This window comes from Shewanella psychrophila (genome assembly GCF_002005305.1).
Lineage (GTDB): Bacteria > Pseudomonadota > Gammaproteobacteria > Enterobacterales > Shewanellaceae > Shewanella > Shewanella psychrophila.
In genome coordinates, this window is the sequence record NZ_CP014782.1 from 473,723 (window position 1) to 491,679 (window position 17,957).

The 17,957-nt window shown below is 41.2% G+C and carries 13 protein-coding genes; 10 read left to right on the forward strand and 3 right to left on the reverse strand.

The window, feature by feature from the left end; translation table 11 throughout:
- On the reverse strand, positions 1 to 561 hold the full coding sequence (locus sps_RS02215) for a dihydrofolate reductase family protein (protein WP_077750979.1): 561 nt from the start codon (positions 559 to 561) through the stop codon (positions 1 to 3).
- Positions 562 to 613: 52 nt separating this feature from the next.
- Between sps_RS02215 and sps_RS02220 the strand changes: the two genes are divergently transcribed.
- The 7 genes from sps_RS02220 (at position 614) to sps_RS02250 (ending at position 9,930) form a co-directional block, all read left to right on the forward strand.
- Positions 614 to 1,225 (forward strand): TetR/AcrR family transcriptional regulator, encoded by a 612-nt coding sequence (locus sps_RS02220; RefSeq protein WP_077750980.1) that lies wholly within the window; start codon positions 614 to 616, stop codon positions 1,223 to 1,225.
- Between the two features lie 113 nt (positions 1,226 to 1,338).
- Positions 1,339 to 2,256, forward strand: a complete 918-nt coding sequence (locus sps_RS02225) for an IS5 family transposase (protein WP_077750981.1) — start codon at positions 1,339 to 1,341, stop codon at positions 2,254 to 2,256.
- A 661-nt stretch (positions 2,257 to 2,917) separates the two neighbouring features.
- Positions 2,918 to 3,163: a hypothetical protein gene (locus sps_RS28685; RefSeq protein ID WP_218919624.1), complete on the forward strand. Its 246-nt coding sequence runs from the start codon at positions 2,918 to 2,920 to the stop codon at positions 3,161 to 3,163.
- Between the two features lie 567 nt (positions 3,164 to 3,730).
- On the forward strand, positions 3,731 to 5,614 hold the full coding sequence (locus tag sps_RS02235) for an ATP-binding response regulator (protein WP_077750982.1): 1,884 nt from the start codon (positions 3,731 to 3,733) through the stop codon (positions 5,612 to 5,614).
- Positions 5,615 to 5,680: 66 nt separating this feature from the next.
- Positions 5,681 to 8,293 carry a hypothetical protein gene (locus sps_RS02240; RefSeq protein WP_077750983.1) on the forward strand — a complete coding sequence of 871 codons (2,613 nt, stop codon included), beginning with the start codon at positions 5,681 to 5,683 and terminating at the stop codon, positions 8,291 to 8,293.
- Positions 8,294 to 8,321: 28 nt separating this feature from the next.
- Positions 8,322 to 9,083, forward strand: a complete 762-nt coding sequence (locus tag sps_RS02245; protein ID WP_077750984.1) for an ADP-ribosyltransferase — start codon at positions 8,322 to 8,324, stop codon at positions 9,081 to 9,083.
- A gap of 79 nt (positions 9,084 to 9,162) precedes the next feature.
- Positions 9,163 to 9,930, forward strand: coding sequence for an ADP-ribosyltransferase (locus sps_RS02250; RefSeq protein ID WP_077750985.1), 768 nt, complete (start codon positions 9,163 to 9,165; stop codon positions 9,928 to 9,930).
- Between the two features lie 1,040 nt (positions 9,931 to 10,970).
- On the opposite strand, the gene sps_RS02255 is transcribed toward sps_RS02250, so the two are convergent.
- The gene (locus sps_RS02255) at positions 10,971 to 12,113 is read right to left on the reverse strand and encodes an IS4 family transposase (RefSeq protein WP_077750986.1); all 1,143 of its coding nucleotides are present in this window, start codon (positions 12,111 to 12,113) and stop codon (positions 10,971 to 10,973) included.
- A 506-nt stretch (positions 12,114 to 12,619) separates the two neighbouring features.
- Here sps_RS02255 and sps_RS02260 point away from each other — a divergent pair.
- The 3 genes from sps_RS02260 to sps_RS02270 all read left to right on the forward strand — a co-directional run bounded on the left by sps_RS02260 (position 12,620) and on the right by sps_RS02270 (position 16,959).
- On the forward strand, positions 12,620 to 15,340 hold the full coding sequence (locus tag sps_RS02260; protein ID WP_149027204.1) for a hypothetical protein: 2,721 nt from the start codon (positions 12,620 to 12,622) through the stop codon (positions 15,338 to 15,340).
- Between the two features lie 139 nt (positions 15,341 to 15,479).
- Positions 15,480 to 15,857 (forward strand): type III secretion system chaperone, encoded by a 378-nt coding sequence (locus sps_RS02265; protein WP_169915660.1) that lies wholly within the window; start codon positions 15,480 to 15,482, stop codon positions 15,855 to 15,857.
- Between the two features lie 634 nt (positions 15,858 to 16,491).
- Positions 16,492 to 16,959 (forward strand): GNAT family N-acetyltransferase, encoded by a 468-nt coding sequence (locus sps_RS02270; RefSeq protein ID WP_077750989.1) that lies wholly within the window; start codon positions 16,492 to 16,494, stop codon positions 16,957 to 16,959.
- Between the two features lie 102 nt (positions 16,960 to 17,061).
- Here the strand turns inward: sps_RS02270 and sps_RS02275 are convergent, their stop codons facing one another.
- Positions 17,062 to 17,883, reverse strand: a complete 822-nt coding sequence (locus sps_RS02275) for a phytochelatin synthase family protein (protein WP_237157973.1) — start codon at positions 17,881 to 17,883, stop codon at positions 17,062 to 17,064.
- Between the last annotated feature and the right edge of the window lie 74 nt (positions 17,884 to 17,957).

The following is a 17,957-nucleotide window of genomic DNA, read 5'->3' on the forward strand; positions in this document are numbered from 1 at the left end:
CTAATAGCTTACCTTGTACTTCACTTGAACGAAGTTGTTAGGGAAGGCAATAGCTTCAGCTTGTTCCAGCTTTATATCTTTGAATACCTTACCAAATAATGGCTTACCTTCGCCTAATAGCACTGGTGCGTGTGTTATTGTCATTTCATTGATAAGTTGAAGGTTAATGAAAGCCTGAATTGTAGTGCCACCATCAATATAGGCATGCTCGTATCCTTCACTTACAAGTCTCGATACTAAGGCTTGCAGATCGCCAGAATACATCTCTACTTTGTCTTTCATATTCTCAGGAGCTTCGTTTATGGTATTGCTGAGCACTATGATGCGAGTATCTCCATAGGGCCATTGTTCAGCGGTCAACTTCATGCTCGAGATCATGTCCATGCATTTACGGCCCATGATCATACAGTCAACCGAAGCCATATAATCCAGCATCCCCATATCCGCTTGTTTACCCATATCAGCTTCGGGCTTACCTGCGGTGTGTAACCAATCGACCCCGCCATCGTCTTTTGCAATAAAACCATCGACACTGGTTGCGATAAATACTGAACATTTCATATAAATATTCTACACTGTAGAAATAAAAGAATTAGTTTAACGAGGAGATTGAATGACTGTCAAGGAAAAAACACGTGGGCGACCAAGAGGGGCGACCAGCCAACTAAGCGCTCAAGCTATTATGAAAATGTCTAAGTCCTTGATGCGAGAGGAAGGTAAAATTCCCAGCATTCGTAAGCTTGCAAGATGTTTAAATGTCGACGCAATGGCGATTTATTATTATTTCAGTAATAAAAATGCGTTATTAGAGGCTATCACCACCTCATTAATACAAGAGGTGTATCAGCCTGAAGCGGGCGATCTTAAGGCGAGAGAACACTGGAAAAATGAATTAAGCCAGTTGTGCACTAGCTATCTGTCATTACTCAGTCATTACCCCGGATTGTTAGAAACGTTTCTTTCAATGGATACGATAAGTCCAGCTGAAGTCTTTGTTACACGCTTTAATATCGTGATTGAGCCGTTAAATCTAGACTCAGAATCGGCAAAGAATGGGTTAGATTTATTGGTAGACTATCTTCATGGCTATGCACTGGCACTGAGCTGTAACGGGAAAGACTGTAATGGTAAAAACAGTCAATCTACGTTGAATATGGAGATGATTAAGGGGCCATTAGCCCTATACTGTGTTGCTCTGGAAAATATAATGAGTACAAGTCGATAGATTTTTTCAGTTGTTATGCTGTTGCCTTTTGTTCGGCCTTGTTTCCTAAATCGATTGAACCTTTTGCAGCTTATGTGATCTGATCTTCCAATGTGGTTATTGGAAACATCAAGATGGGTAAAGCTAAGCGTAAAATGACCAATTGGTCTCAGTACAGCAAGGCATTGATTAATCGAGGGTCCTTGACCTTTTGGATTGATGAGCACGCCATTAGCTCTTGGTGTTGCTCTGAACATCGCGGCCGCCGTGGCCGTGGGTATATTTACTCTGATGTTGCTATTGAAACTGCATTGGTTGTTAAAGGTGTATTCAACTTATCACTGCGAGCACTAGAAGGTTTCACTACCTCCGTTTTCCAGCTTATGGATGTGCCACTAACCTCACCAAGCTATAGCTGTATTAGCAAACGTGCCAAGACCGTAAATATCAAATATCGCTCACCGAGTCGTGGCTCTGTGGCACATGTAGTGATTGATTCAACGGGCCTCAAAGTTTACGGCGAGGGAGAATGGAAGACTCGAAAGCATGGTAAAGAAAAGCGTCGTACCTGGCGTAAGTTACACCTCGCAGTAGATGCGAATACGCATGAAGTCGTGGCAGCAGAAGTCTCTCTGGTTAACGTTGCCGATAATGAAGTGTTACCCACATTAATCAAGCCGTTAAGAAGACAGATTAAACAAGTTTCTGCTGATGGCGCATACGATACCAAGGCGTGTCACAAACTACTTCAGCGTAAAGGTTGCAAACCCACTATCCCACCAAGAAGCAGTGCTGGATTTTGGGAGGATGGGCATCCTCGGAATGAGGCAGTGAGAGCGCTTAAGAATAATGAATTAGCGCAATGGAAGAAGGAAAATGACTATCACTTACGGTCACTATCTGAAACAGCGATGTACCGATATAAGCAACTGATTAGTTCGAAACTTAGCCTGCGAGATTATAATGCTCAAGTTGGTGAAGCGCTGGCAGGTGTAAAGGCCATCAACAAAGTCATAAGACTAGGAATGCCAGTTAGGAAACAGACTGCCTAGTTAGCTCAAACCCTTGAAGTATCTGCGTCTATAGCGAAGATTTGATCAACAACGCCCTTTTGTTCTGTAATCGCACTATTTATAGTATATAAGTGAGTTATATTTAATCTTCAGTCATTTTCAATGATGGCCTACATTTCCTTTAAATTCTCAATAATTCTTGTTTATTAATTTACTTTAAAAGTGGAAGGTACTAAATGTGAGTTTATTTTGATCAATGTCAGACCTGAACGCTATATTTTAATTTCTATTATAATAGGGGAGTATCAAGTCATAAAGGGTCTTGGTTTTAATTTTGATTGTTTGTGTAAATTAATCAGCCTATGGGACACTCTCGCCATCTCTAATTTTGAGTAGTAATTCTCTTTACATTAATTAAAGCGGCTCTTTGATTATTAATTTTTCAAATGTGTTTTCGTCTGGTCATTCTTATAAGTTGTTGATATTTATTGTTTGTTCTTGGTGTGCTTTTGATTGATGATAAATAAATCCATTTACAGTGCTCTAATATTGTTTTTTGTGAGGGGAGGGAGGTATATATAAATGAGCTTGTAACATCACTAGATTATAATGTGAACAGGCTTGCATCTCTTGTTAATAAATTACTATTAGTATAGATTATTATTCTCATTTTTATGGTTTGAAATTTTATGGAGTAATAATGAACAAAGTTAATTTATTTGGCTTGATAGCTATTCTTGCTACTGCGACAGTCTCTGCAAATAATATTGTATTCCCAGTTCATACCGATACATTAGCAACAGAGTCCGTTGTCAATTTTCTACAAGAAAAAATACCTGTTCCACTTGTTGGCGGTTATCAAATTGAAAATGGTGTTTTGACTGCAAAAACGTACAACTGTGGTATTAGCATTAGTGATCTTGAGATTGAAGCGAAATTAATTTGAGACGGGGCAACACCTCAGCTTCTCATTGTTGGTGCGTATCCATCGACTATGTGTCGCGCTGCTTTTACCGGTCCATTTTCAGTTGACCTGACAGGGTTTATTGCTAATACACCGACACATATTTTAGATCATCTTGGAGTGGCTAACAGCGTATATATTGGTTTGTAAGATCATCTATTCGACTTATTAATAAACCGAATAAAACCAATAAACCAGAACAGCCGCTGGCTTATTTTTTACTGGTTGGTCTTATTTCGATAGGTATTGAGTTTCATTACTTATTGCTAGCTGTCTAGTTGGGCAGTTGCCTTGATTGTAATGATTCTACATTATCTGCGCCCTAACTTTTAATGTGATGGTTTTGTTTTGTTTTGGGTGGTTAATGCTGACCTTAGTTAACACTCAGCTACCTTCTTGGTAGCAAATATAACGAAAAAACATTATGGGGAAGGAACTCATCCTCTTTATGTATTTACGGAATGCGCATTTTATTAACTGTTTTAAGTTAATAGTGATTGTATTTTATCTTTTATTTAATGATTGAAAATTAAATTAAGGTTGTTAACTGTGAAATCTAGTACCTCAGCCTTGCTCTGTATCATCATTGGATTGTTGACCATCTTACTGGTCAATTTGACTCTGTTGCATCACTTTTATAAAACATCTGAAGATGATTATCAGAGAAAAGAAGATCTACTGTTTAATTCGACCCATGATATGTTGTTGCAGCATAAAATCATGCTTAATGCATTACGCTCCTTATTCAACGCCTCCGACATAGTGACAAAGGAAGAATTTAATATTTTCTCCGAGGAGTTGTTAAAGATAAAGTCTGCGGTTGCATTTACTCTGGACGATAATTACCACGTTCAATATATGTCTGATCCCATATTTCAGTCTGAGATATTAGCCGGTAAGGTACAGCTTAATAAAGATGACAAGCTGGAATATCAGATGAAAAATTTCTCCAGCATCATCGTTAGCATAGAGCAGCAAGAAATGCCGTATCTTGTGTATGCCATTTCACATAAGAAGGTGCAACAAAGGTTAGATGAATATAAGGGGGTCTGTGCCCGACTGCTCTTAGATGGCACTGCGTTTAACAATGTATATTGCAATAACGAAGACGCTAATTGGTTAACCTCTTTTTTTAAGTACCAAGGCACAGATACTATTGACTTGCCTGAGTACAATAAACAATACAGCATCTCGGCCTGGTCTATTGCGCCTGCTGTCCAGACATACGAACTGTATCTGTTGGTGTTCTTTATCACAGCCATGGGCGGTAGCCTATCGGCACTCCTGTATCTTAAGATCCGCAATCATACGCGTCTCATTCAGATGACCATAGAGACCAAGTCTAAATTTGCCTTGCTGTCGAGTATAAATCATGAGATCCGTACGCCTATCAATGCAGTGCTTGGCTATAGCCAAATGCTCAAAGACAGTGATTACTGTGATGTATCCGGACGAAGCACACTAGACAAGATCATCTGGTCGGCAAACCTACTTAATAGTGTTGCAGAAAACACCCTTAATTTTTCAAAAGCCGAGGCAGGGCACCTGAACTTAGACTATCGGGATGTCCATTTTATGGATGAACTCAATGCCATAGATGATTATTACAATGCCTTTAGTCAAACTCACGAGAAGCGTCTGGTGATGAAAGTACAAGCAGACATGCCGAAATATATCGGTTTGGACGGCACTAAGTTTTTCCAACTAACGACCAATTTTATCAATAACGCCTTTAAATACAGTAATTGCAGCGAAGTCGTGTTCGATATCAGTTTAAAGTCTGTGTCTGGTCAGGATTTTGTGCGTGTGGCGGTCAAAGATACTGGAAAAGGTATGTCTGTTGAGTCGAAAAAAGCCATCACCCATCCTTTTAATACCGACCCTAATGTTAAGCCAGCTATTCAATCGGGGATCGGCATAGGTCTCTATACTTGCAAGAAAGTGATAGAAGAGGTCGGCGGCAGTATACGTATACGCAGTAAAGAAAATAAAGGCACATTAGTCCTATTTCGTTTCCCATATCGTCAGGTTTCAGGGGTGGCTAACATTAGCAAAATCACCAAGGCCAGATATGCCGATATCTCATTGTTGTTGGTTGATGATGATCCATTTAATTTGCAATTATGCGGCAGCATACTGAAGAGCAGTGGTTTTGTGGTCAAAGCACTTCAAGATGAAGCACAGGCTTTCGAAGCTTTCCAAGCATCTCAGCCTCAGGTCGTCGTTATGGATTACCGATTAACTAAAGCAGATGGGATCAGCTTAATAGAAGAGATGCAGCAAGTTCAGGCCAATAAGGTTCACTATTTTATTTTATCGGCTAACAAGAAGAGTGAAATCCCCAATGCCGATAATTACCCCGATATAACCTTCTTGCAAAAACCGCTTAATCTCGCCGTTTTTATGCAGCAGTTGGATCGTAAAGTGCTTTGACTAAAACAAGGCCGATCCAAACCTCTATTTAGTTGTGCTATGTACAGATTATAAAAGGAAATGATAATGAAGATAAGCTACTTTGCATGTGCTTGCGCCTTGATAACAAGCAGTGCCCATGCTTATGAAATCTGCCAATTGGGTGATGAACTGTTGGTTCTCGACAAAGAATCTTTCAATGCCGTCCAACAAGATAATTATCAGACCTTCAGTGAAGACATCACTGCTGACACCTTATTCACCACCGCCCCTGAACATTTACCTGAACTAAAACCTACGTTACCCGATACCGAGGGAGTATTTACGCGCACCTCGTTATTATTGGAGACTGGTCCTGCCTCGACCTTGGCTATCGAAAGTGGCGAAGCGGCACGTTTGATGAGCACTTTGGGCCGTACTAGTAGTGGGTTAGCCAAAGGGGCACTTGAGGCTTTGGGACCGATTGGTGATGCCGCCGCAGTGGGATTATGGGCACGCGATGTCGCTAATACTTTCCAAGATGAATCACGTACTAGCTACGATCGCTTTACGTCGGTTATGGGATTAATCGATTGGTTCGGCGCATTGAAGCTGCCAGAACGTGAGATTGACCGGCATATTTTGAGTAAGCGCTGGGCTGCCATCGCTACTGGTGAGCACTACAGTTTTTCTGTTCATCAGGATCTAGTGACTCGGCAAGACGTACGCAATAAGGCACATTGGGCGGCACTGGCTGCCAATCAAGATGTGATGTTAACGCAGGTGGTTAACGGTTATGCCACCGATCTTGCCCTCAAATACCAACTGCATTATCAAGAGGCAGTGAAAGCACAAACTGAGATGGCGGAAACCTTGCTCAATGCGATCGATCTAGAAGTGCGCAAAACCTTGAGTACGCATTTTGCGTTTGATTGGGAAGATACCCGTCTGTTTGCGAGTGATTTTTCAAGTGCTTGTCGTACTCAAGTGAGCACGCTTGAAGCTCTATATCCTGTATACCGAGAAAACAACAGTGCGCCACAGAGCCTACCTTCAACCAAAGAGGCAAACCGGGCACTCTCGACCCTGCAACGGTGTCAGTTTGCATTGCAACAATCGGCTTTTGTTGTGCTCGATGAGCTAAGTCAAGGCCGGCGAGATGGATTATCGCAACCAGCCATGCACTATCTGTATCGCACAGCCTTAGAAGCAAAAAAACAGGTTGTCGACACCGCCGACAATCATTTGAGTCTGATCCAACAAAAATTACGTCAGGACATGCGTAAAGCGGGTCATGACACCATTGATGCCTTATTTGCATCTGGTACGATCCAACAAAGCACGCAATTTTTCAAAGACCAAGCCAGCCGTTATGCCGTGGATGAAATGGCACGCAGCGTGCTTTATCGCCCAGCGACTGGCCAAGAGCTCAATACAAAAGTGTTAGTTTTGCAGCCAGGTTATTCAAAATGTACTTACTTTGGTGTTTCACAGCGTAATCCACAAATTCCAATGTGCTTGGAAGAAACGTGGATCCCCGCGGAAACCCGTAGGTTTGATCAAACCAAAGATGTTGTGGTAAACGCGATTCGCCTGCCCATTAAGCAGAAATACATCAGCTACTTTGATGATGCTATGCAGCAATTGGTTACGCATGGCTGGGATGCCAATAACGAAGAAGAATGGCTAGAAACACAACTGAAAGACTATGCCAGACAACAAACCACCAAGCAGCAATCCCGTGATGATAAGGCCTTAGTACAGCGCTGGCTATTCGCTTCGCTCGGCAATGAATGTCGCGGTGATAATGCTTGTGCAGGCTGGGGCCAAGCCTACTTGGCTAAAGAACGATTGTCACACAATTCCTCATTGACCGACATTGCTAAGTGGCTGGCGGCATACCCGAATCCAAATAGTTATGTGCACAAGCATCGCCTAGCTAAGCTCAAGGTCGAATTACCTCGCGCATTGGAAAGTGAGTGGCAAGCCGCCCTTAGTCATAGCTATCACAGCTATGCTTATCCTGAGAGTTTCAATATCGAGCATTATGCTCCCTTGATTGATAGTGCGTTAAAAGGGGCTGGACTGAATTTTTCGGCATTGGTTAATCCCGCGCAAATAGACAAAGTGATGCCGCTGTTTAAGCGCATTGTGAAAACCAATATTATGGAGGCGATGGTTCAATCTGAGATGAGAGGCAACGAATGGCTCAATGCACAGATTGGGGACTTCCAACGTTATGCTGCCATTGTCCATGCCCAGAATACGACAACAGGTCATTACGCCCCAGGTCAAGCCGACAATAACATCCTGTTTTCTCAACCTCTACCAGCATATCTGCTGCGTTACAGCATTTCCGAGGTTCCTGGTATTTCCAATTTACCTGCGGGTTATGACGGTACGCTGAGCGCATCAATTGATGCGATGTATACGCCTAGCTCATCACTTGGCCAGCGTATTACTGAAGTCAGTACTGCCCAAGAGGAGATAGCTGCTCAGATTGGGCGTGCATGCGACATTGATTACACCGCTTTGAAGCAAAGTTTACTGAACTTATCAGGCAACGACACCTTGATGTGGTTATACCCAATGTCAGATTGGGTCGACAGCTTAACGCGTGAACAGTTGCGTTTGCAGGCGGTGATTAATTGGGGAGCCCAACAACAAACCGACAATCATCTTAGTTGTCAGTTGAGTCGCAATAATCCGCGCTATTTTTGATACGCCTTAGACACTGTAAGGCAAAATTATGAAGCAGATTCTTACACTTATCGTCAGTTTGACGTTTAGCCTTTATGCCCAGGTTTTACTCGCATTGCCATTGGATGCTCTCAAACAACCAATGCGTACGCAACAAGAGTTGGCACTGCTGTCTGAACAGTTTAAAGATTGGTCTGTTGCTGCAACGAGCTGGCGTCATAAACTACTGACAGCAACAGAAAAAAGTGCACTTGAGGACTTTTCTGTGTCGGGCTACATCACCGCGAATGACCATCTACGTGCCAGTGATGGTGCAGAATGGGGGGCCGCTGCGCGTGATGCACAAAGATACATTCGTCAGGTGCGCAGAGGGCTCGTGAAATTACCGCGCTATAAAGGCACTGTCTTTCGCGGCAGTTGGATGAAGCAGTCATTAGCGCAGAAACTTAATGTAGGTGATGTACTGGTTGATCCGGCATTTATGTCAACCAGTACCCTGCCTGAAATGGTAATACGCTTCGCAGTTGTGCCACCGAGTTCCGCTTTACCAATGGAAAAAGCCTTTTTTGAGATCAATGCACAACATGGGAGTTATACCTTGGCGGGGATATCAGAATTCAGTCCAGAAGCCGAAGTATTGCTTACACCTAAGCGTTTCTTTCGTGTTACTGCACTTGAAAAAATGGCAACAGGTAACTTCATTGCAATGGACACCTTGGCTGGAGCGCCTTCAAACACGAGTCGAGTTTTTAATTTGTTCTCTGGAGAAGAAGTTTCGTCATCAAGATGGCAGCGCTTAATTTGTCGTTAGCCGTTTTATTTACTACATACAGGGAAGCTCTCGTTACGTCACCACACAACGAGAGAACCACATTGATACCGGAGTTATCATGTTAAAAATACTGATATCAGTATTACTGATTGTTTTTACTACGTTTACGTGGGCAGAAGATTTTGCTGAGTTCACAGGACGGGCATTGAGTCCACAGCAGGAAGAAAACATAGCCGATGCCTTGATGGATTGGAGTGTCAGTCACCATGTGAAAGCTGAGCAAAGAATGTTGCCGGAAGAGTATTCTGCCATCAAACGTTATGGACGCGTTGATCATGATGTGATCAATGAGTTCCTACGCGCTGGCGAGCCGAAGGATTTCCTGGGCGGACTCTTTGGCGATGCTGCGCAACGTAGCGTAAAAGCCATAAAATCGGCTTTGAATAAACTGCCCAATTATAAAGGGACCGTATATCGAGGCTCAACCATCAAAAATGTGCTTCTAGAGAAAATCAATGTGGGTGACATTTTTCATGAGAGAGCATTTCTTTCTACCTCAATGATCCCGAGCTATGCTCGCACTTTTTCAGCCAGTGCTGCATACGAAGGTGCATCGGCAGCACAGTTTAAAATCTCACTTAAATCGGCGGGGCGAGCCATCAATGCGTATACCTTTAAAGCTTATGAAGCGGAGATCTTGGCTAAACCTAATACATATTATCGTATTGAGGCCATCAATCGCCTTTCACGTAATCAAAATTTTATCAAACTCAGAGAGATTAAGAACCCAAGTCGTTACTTACGAGCAGATCCGGATGCCCGAGTGTATGACAGTTTCAGTGGCGAAGAGGTGAACTCTCGCCGTAGCAGCCTTATGTGTCTCTAATTAGCATGACGTATGCCTGGCCACTTCTGTGTGAGTGAGTTCAGAAGGGAGCACCATTCTGAACTTATTCGTCTTGAATTATGCAGTCAAAAAATTCTGAGTTGACCACTTTCTTATACTGATTGATATTGCTTGAAACTGCGTAGTTTGGAACGGAGAAGACTTTGCTATTTCTAAGTGGCTCGGTGTTATTGAGGAAGTCGTTCAGAGTCATACTCATGATTTTAATCATGTTTGATACATCTCTTAGATATCTTGGTATTACTGATTTTTGAGTACTGGATTTCGATTTTTATTTATAACTAGCTGTCCAAATGGGTAGCTGCCCTAATTGTGTCTTTTATGGTTAACTTGTTAAGTTCTTCCGGCGGTATAAGCAGCGAAAATGTCAGTGTGATTTGTGTTTTCACTTGCTTATGTTCTATATGTCTATGAGCGTCCACAGCATATTGTGTATCGACATCGGGGGATAGATAAGAGTATGAGAAACACACCTTTATTACAGTTGAGAGAATACCGATCAAATCAGAAGTGAAGAGAAAGTCTAATCTAAAAAATAAGACTAAAATGAAGCAGCGCATGGTACGTCATAAAATAGAGGAGTACATGGAACAGCGTGAGTTGAATGCAGTGTTAGGTCTCGAAGAGGGAGAGGTTATCTCTGTGCTTAGTTATGACGATAAGTGAGAGTCCTATGAAGTATTGCCAACATTGCTTTCTTGTCAATAAAACACACTGTGTAAATATTTGCGTATTGAGTCTTGAACCTGGCCGTTATGTTTTTTCTCAGCTTGGAGAATATTGGTATCTCACTCATCCAGAGTATTACGATCCCATTACGATAATCAGTGAGCAGGAAAAAGAGACCATCACCTTTATAAAACAATTGTTGGAACGGTTGAAAACCGAAAGGATTAAGTAAATTTTACTGCAGACTATCCGAACAGCACATCCCCGGCATTGCCACTTTAGTGGGAGGTGTGTCTGTTCCAACAAAGATAAGCCCACTATAGGCTTAGAGATCCCCTCATTTTTCAATTTTAAATAATCCCGAAAATTGAACGGTAAATAGGCTGGTTTTTAAGGTAACGATAAAAATTATCCATTAGAGGTTCTGCCCACTCTTCTCGCATCGTGGGTAACAGTTCATAGTAAATACAACCTTGGCGAAACAGAGAGTATGAGCGAGTTTTACTGGTATTTGCCTTTATTGTCTTTTCCAAGTCAGCATCCTCGCCCGCTTTTCCTAGTAGCGTCAGCAAGCCTATCGCCAAGGCGCTTAGCAAAAACAACCGGTCTCTACGTACCGGGGAACGCGTGTAGGTGGCACTCATCCCCATGCCAAAACGATAGTCTTTAATGTCACGAAAAGTCGTCTCTATCCCCCAACGTTTCCCATATAAAGTCAACATCTTGCTACTCACTAGGTCACGTCGACTTGATGCTAAATACCAAGCTTCTTTCATGCCTTTTTTCTTGGTGCAAATGACCCGAGCGACTGCTTGCTTATTACCCGTTATTTGAACGTCCTTAAGGGTTCTTGTTATGCCGCTGGGTAATAGCCAGTCCTTTACTGGAAACAGCTCTCCTACCGCATCGGTGACTTTGATATTAGCCTTAATTCTAATGATGAAGTCAAAACCCAGCTCATGTTCAATGAAGTTAAATAGTGCCGTATCACTAAAGCCTCTATCAGCAACAATTGTCACTTTAACATCCTCTGCAACGATCGACCTTAACTTAACCAACAACTCATCTTCATGGTTGTTTCTATTACCTTTTAAAGCATGTTTACGATGGGTTTTCCATAGCAGTGGCGTGTTACGTCCATGGGTTGTTTGCATACTCAGTACGATGGTTGAATGGTCGTCTGAATCAAATTCAGTCCAATCGAGAGAGACCACTATCTCTTTGCGTGCACCGATAATATAAGGCCCCCAGGAGTCCAGTAATTGCCAGACGTTTAACTTTGTATTACTGAGTAATCGGTCTACTTGTTTAATAGCAGACTTACGCTTAAGTTTATTGGCTTGGGCTAAGCCAGCGCCAATGGCATGAATAGCGAGTGACTCCTTTTCAATCACTCCGTGAGCGGCATTAGCAAGTGAGGTGACCCTTTTAGCATGCATGTCATGGCCAAAGAGTTCATCGATGTGATTATGAATAAGGGCTTTATTTATCATGTTATAAATTTTAGAACATAGAGTGATTTGGCTTATTATACTCTGGAAGCCTTGCTGCCTCTGGTTATTATGAGGGGATGCTTAAGCACTATAGGCCAAGTTGATGGCCTTAATATCAGCACCTTAATATAATAAGCAACATAGTGTGTTAGTCCATTGTTTATAATAAGCCGTTTAAAAAACTGTGACTATCTAGATGAATGGCTTGGGTAGCCCAGAATTTCTGGCTTGCTTATCAGTATTTAGGTTTTAATATTAAGATTAAAGTGACCCCTTCATTGTGTTGTAATTTTTTATTACAAGGTATCATATTGGAAATATAAAAAATTAAAACGTTTATTGATAGAATATCCCCTAGTAAAAAACAAATATAAAGAAGGTGGCTAAAATAATAGCTTGTGTGCTAATCATTGTTGCTGATTAAATTGTTTTCTCTGTAAGCAACGAATGAAGTGGTTTTAGTTATATATAAATAAAAATATGGATACCTGAAGGAAGGGACAATTATGCCAACAAGTATAACTAACAATCTGCAGACCATAACTAGATCAACAGAAACCAGTGTCGCATCTCAAGATACATTACCTATTAGCACGATAAAAATATCAGGGATACTTCAAAAGCCGTTTTTGCTTCCTTCGATGCAGTCTTCTAGTTCAACGCTAGAACAAAGTGGGATGCGAGAACAGCATTTAACTGGGTTAACGTCTTCAACATCAAGTAGTCATTTACACTTAGATGGCAGACTTGTGACTGAAAAAATATCTAATATCGTTAATAGATTGCATGAGTGTATAACGAGTTTAAACCTTATAGACACGGCAAGGAGCAAGCCTCTATTATCAATATTGACCATCATGGATAAATCTCAACAATCTACAGGGATTGTATCCATAGATGACACTGCAAAGTTATCCTATCAATTTGAAAAGCTAGCAAAAATATTACCTAAAGGTGATATAAAAGAAATTTGTACTTTGCTCGGCCAAAATATAAAAAGTGGTTGGATAACACTAAAGAATCAAGAGTTAAACACAGAGAAAAAACAACAATTAGCTCCTTTGGGAACTCCTGGGGCATCAGAAACTTTGAGCCTTTCTGTAGGTGCAAATACTGGAGTCAGTTTGTTACCTGCATCTGGGGGCGCTGGATCTGTAGGCCCTTATGCTGAATTGTCTGTTGGGGTCCATAAAACAACAGGTTTATCGGCTGATGACGAGGCGCTTTTTTTTAAAGATTCTACAACGGGTAGTAAAGTCAACGTTGCAGCGGGGGCGCAAGTAAAGCTCACCGAGCAAATAGGCGCAAAATTGGGAGCCAATGCTCAATTTAGTCACAGTCATACTCAATTTAAAGAATATGATAGTGTCGAACAATACGTAGATAGAAAAGGGCATAAGCTTAATAAGGCGAATCGTCGGGAGTATATTGATAGCTCGAAGAATAATAAGGTCGAAAACTTTGTTAAAAGACACCTTCCTTTTAATTTAGGATCCGAATTAAAAAATTTGAAACACGAGCGTCAACAAGCAGCAAATAGCCAGCATCGTTTAAATGACTTACTCGAAACAGTGTTAGATATAAAAACAAACGTGAACGCCCCAGCCCCTGAAAGAAGTAAGCCACTGCTGGGGCATTATAATACATGGGCGGGGGAAGTTAAATTATCGGCTAATGCGGGGATGACAGTAAATATTGGCGAGGCTGGATTAAAATTAGCTGCAGGGGCGACAATAAATCATAAAAAATCAGTAACCAATATTTATGAATTTGTGCCTAGTCAGTTTTATGATGTCATTAAAAATAACGCAGATAAATTGAAAGAATTGCCAGCGAACCTGACTCAGCATGCAAAGGAGATCACCGCTTATTCTTCAAATTCAAACGGTGCAACTAAAGGTTTGAAACTTTTATCACAAGATATTGATAGCTATTATAAAACAGTACAGCAATATGATTATCTTAAATCGGCAAAAAATGCAGATCCAAGTGTCCTTAAGCAGCATCGAATAGACAAGCACACGATTGAAAATCGTTGGGGAGCCATTGGACGTCATCAGTTTTTACAGTTTGCTAATGCATCTCATGCTTATTTAGCTCATAAAGCGATGGCAGATGATCCTCAGTCAAAGGCACTAACCACTGAACAACAAACGAGTAAAATGGATTTAATTGCTAATGTTGCAATGAAAACACAGTCTCCGCCAATAGAATATTCTAAGAAACGTTTAGATAAAATTGCGACATTTAAACAGCAAATTTTTTTAAAAATCACAGACAGTAAAACAGGGCTTAATGTGTCGGCTGGCCCTTTTTCTGCTCAGTTAGATGTATTGCAACGTGAGCGTATTCACCCGAGCCGAATACGTGCCGGTAGCTATGTCGATCTCAATCTTACATGGACGGTATCAGGCTCCTTACAAGGTGTTATCGATAAAGCCAGCATTACTGCAAAAATTAATGAAGCAGCGGAAAAAGAGGGGGTGAAATTGCCACAAGATTTCGATTTTTCTCCTGATTTAAGTGGTGGAAAGTCGGGCACTGTGCTGATTCGTTTCTTTAAACCTAACTATGCAAAAGGAGCTGAGTTTGAAGGAGATACAGGTTATCGACGTCAATTTATTCGTCATCTAGGCTCCATTTCGGCAGGGGCTGGATTAGGCGCTGCAGCAATGGTTGCACCTGGGGTAAATGTTGGAGCTAATCTCGGTGTCAATTATAATAAAACCACAGTATCCAGTGAAAAGTTAGGCACAGAAGATCTCACTTATACCATGGTCCGCTACAATCGATTTTTTCGTAACTCAGGCAAAGACCCAGCTAATAAAGAATGGCAAGCTTTTGAAAGCAAAAATGAAATAGAGTATCAGAAAATGTTTCGCCATCTTGGAGACCAATCACATAAGATCCATAAAGAAGCGCAGCATTTCTTAAGTGAGTTGGTGGATAAAGCCCCTGATGAATCTAATAAAATCAAGGCTCAGTCATTATTTAATGAATTTAATCAAGCTATGAGCAATTATGATGCAGATCCAGCTAGCCAAGATAAATTCAATTCCGCAAAAACGTATTTTAATCAGTTTCTTGAGAAACAAACGTTCCCATGGTGGGAAGATCATATGAGTACTTGGACCGACCAACCTTTCGTACAAACTGCCGATTCAGGACTAAACTTGGGCACTAAAATTAAAAAAGCCTTAAATCTCCATGAAAGAGTGAAAGTATAGGCAACTACTTATGGGAGTCGTGGCTGAAATCAGAGCGATAACAGTAAAGCCAATAAGAATAAGATGAAAGTTAATGCATGATATTGAAATTAAAATAAACGAACTTTTTTCTGAATTAAGTCATTCAGTAGGAAGTCATTTGGATATAACAACCGGCGTTTGTGCTCTCTACGATCATGATGGTCAAGAAGCGGCCATTATTGAAGTACCTAAAAATAGTGAGATGATAATACTTCATTGTGAGTTGCTGAGTATGTATGAGGGCCTTACTGTCGAGTCGTATCAACATATTATGATGAGAAACTTCTCTATCAGTGACATGAAAGGCTGTTGGTTTGCTTTGGAGAATCATTCCCTAAAATTATGTACTCAACGAGCGATCACGGATATGAACGGTATCCGTTTTTGTAACTTGGTGAATGGTTTTGTTCAACAAGGAAAGCAATGGCGTGAAAAACTACCTCAGCTATTAGATCCTAGATTAGACAATCCATTATCGCCTTGGTTAGCGGTATAACGCAGAGTCTGAGCTTGCCTGCAGTGGTAAGGCACTCGACCGAGGTGAACAGGGCTATGTTCTCGGTTGTCTTCAGGGTAGTCCACTTCAATAAATTATTTTTGAATGACTAGGCTTATGAAAATTATGCTATGTTTTCTCATGCTAGTCTCCTTTGTAATATTGTTAGGTCACAAATACAGTATGGCTCTGGTGTACAGTTTAGCTATTTTGGACAATCCACGAACTTGGAGGCTAGCACCTCTTGGGAGTCATTATGCCTAGAGGTTTTAAGCCCTGCATCAAGTCCCGCAGTATTATCGCGGCTGTTAAACCCGATAACTTGATGAGGATTAATAATGGACAACAACAGAGATAAAGATAGGAAACAAGCAAAGAAAAGAGTGTAAAAACTCTCAAAGAAAACGAATAAGTTGATAAGCTGTTTATTCCAGAAAGAACTGGAAGCTTATGTATATTCGCTTTGAAAAGTTGAAGCGAGCTAAACAGTTAGGAATGGATTACTCACCAAAACATTGAGACAACAATTAGATGACTAAATACCAATTGATGTTATTAAGCAGCCGTAAGTTTAATAACAGTTAACACCTTCATGAGGCCACCCTTGAAGGTGTTAACCAAGAATAGGAAGTGTATGTTAAGCATAAGAAAATACCAAGAAGATGACTGCGATGATTTGTGGGCGTTATTTTATAATACAGTGCGCTTCATCAATATTAAGGACTATTCCAAATCTCAAGTTGACGCATGGGCATCAAAAGACATTAAACGTGCTGCTTGGAGTTCTATATTGGCAAAAAACCAACCATTCATAGCGATAGTGGATGGCATGGTGGCTGGTTATGCAGATTTACAAAATGACGGTTTGATTGACCATTTTTATTGCCATCATGACTATCAGGGCAAAGGCGTTGGTTCAGCACTTATGCAGCATATTTTTGATGAGTCTACAGCTAAGAGATTGAGTAAGCTCTATGCGCACGTGAGTGTAACCGCAAAACCTTTTTTCGAATCCTTTGGTTTCAAAGTCGTTACAGAGCAAGAGGTCAGTGTACGTGGAGAAAAGTTAACAAATTATCTGATGGAAAAGGCGCATAAGTAAAAGCTAGCTCACTTTTAGGTCAAAGTGAGCTAAGGATTTTATGACCTTGGTTTGGTTAAGGCCTAAGTTATACCCAGCGCATAGCTCGTTGTGGTAAGGGGCTTAAGTTTCAGAGATTACTAGGAACCCTCTCGAATTACCATTATCTTTTATGGCCATAGCTTCAAAAAGTTTATTAGCATCTACCCAAACCCAAGTTTGAAAGGTATTGGATACATCCATGATAAGAAATGAATCTGAAGCTTTATGGTAGGCCACCACAGGTGAGAAATGACCGCTACCCGCTTGGTCTAATACACTCCGTGAATAGTTGACGATGGCATAAGTGTCTTGGCTCACAAGTGCATGGATAAGACTCGCTTTTTGCTCAGTATATGTGGCTGAATCTTTCACAAAATAAGCGTGGGCTCTGAGGCCATGGTTTTTCGCCAGACCCGCTAAATCAGCTAATCCGAGTCCGTAATCGCTGGCTTGTTCTTTCTCTGTTCCTTTTTCTTGTCTGGGTTTCCCCATAATTTCGAGTCGGGTTTTAGGACTGAGTTCAACCACTGTATTTTGAGTATATCGCTCGAATAACGGGCTCCAATTTTTTTGTGGGAAATAACCTCTGTCTTGGGGCGCTATGATGGACTCGTCCGGCGTTATCTTATGCTCACCTTTGCCGACACGCAGGGCATTCAAGATCACTGTCATTGAGGCTACACCACAATAGACCTTATTTTGTTGTCCTTCAAAATGGGTGGCTAACGCAAAAAAATCACCTTTCACTGCAGACTCTTCGAGTCTGTGGATCCCTTCATTGCTGTTCCAGTGCACAAGCGGACTTGCAAATGCCGGTGCATGAGTGAGCAAGTAAAAAATTGAAAAACAAAGCAAGGTAATAAGACATCTACGTATGGTCGTGTTCATGGCCTGTGGTTTCATAAAATGTACTTTAATAAAGTGTTTATAGAAGCAGTCTATTGAAGCTGTATTCGCTAATCATTTGTAAGAGGTCT

Bases quoted from the DNA above. Each gene is read 5' to 3' on its own strand.
- sps_RS02275 (WP_237157973.1), bottom strand. From the start codon at position 17,883: ATGAAACCACAGGCCATGAACACGACCATACGTAGATGTCTTATTACC.
- sps_RS02225 (WP_077750981.1), top strand. From the start codon at position 1,339: ATGGGTAAAGCTAAGCGTAAAATGACCAATTGGTCTCAGTACAGCAAG.
- sps_RS02270 (WP_077750989.1), top strand. From the start codon at position 16,492: ATGTTAAGCATAAGAAAATACCAAGAAGATGACTGCGATGATTTGTGG.
- sps_RS02255 (WP_077750986.1), bottom strand. From the start codon at position 12,113: ATGATAAATAAAGCCCTTATTCATAATCACATCGATGAACTCTTTGGC.
- sps_RS02220 (WP_077750980.1), top strand. From the start codon at position 614: ATGACTGTCAAGGAAAAAACACGTGGGCGACCAAGAGGGGCGACCAGC.
- sps_RS02250 (WP_077750985.1), top strand. From the start codon at position 9,163: ATGTTAAAAATACTGATATCAGTATTACTGATTGTTTTTACTACGTTT.
- sps_RS02215 (WP_077750979.1), bottom strand. From the start codon at position 561: ATGAAATGTTCAGTATTTATCGCAACCAGTGTCGATGGTTTTATTGCA.
- sps_RS02240 (WP_077750983.1), top strand. From the start codon at position 5,681: ATGAAGATAAGCTACTTTGCATGTGCTTGCGCCTTGATAACAAGCAGT.
- sps_RS02245 (WP_077750984.1), top strand. From the start codon at position 8,322: ATGAAGCAGATTCTTACACTTATCGTCAGTTTGACGTTTAGCCTTTAT.
- sps_RS28685 (WP_218919624.1), top strand. From the start codon at position 2,918: ATGAACAAAGTTAATTTATTTGGCTTGATAGCTATTCTTGCTACTGCG.
- sps_RS02260 (WP_149027204.1), top strand. From the start codon at position 12,620: ATGCCAACAAGTATAACTAACAATCTGCAGACCATAACTAGATCAACA.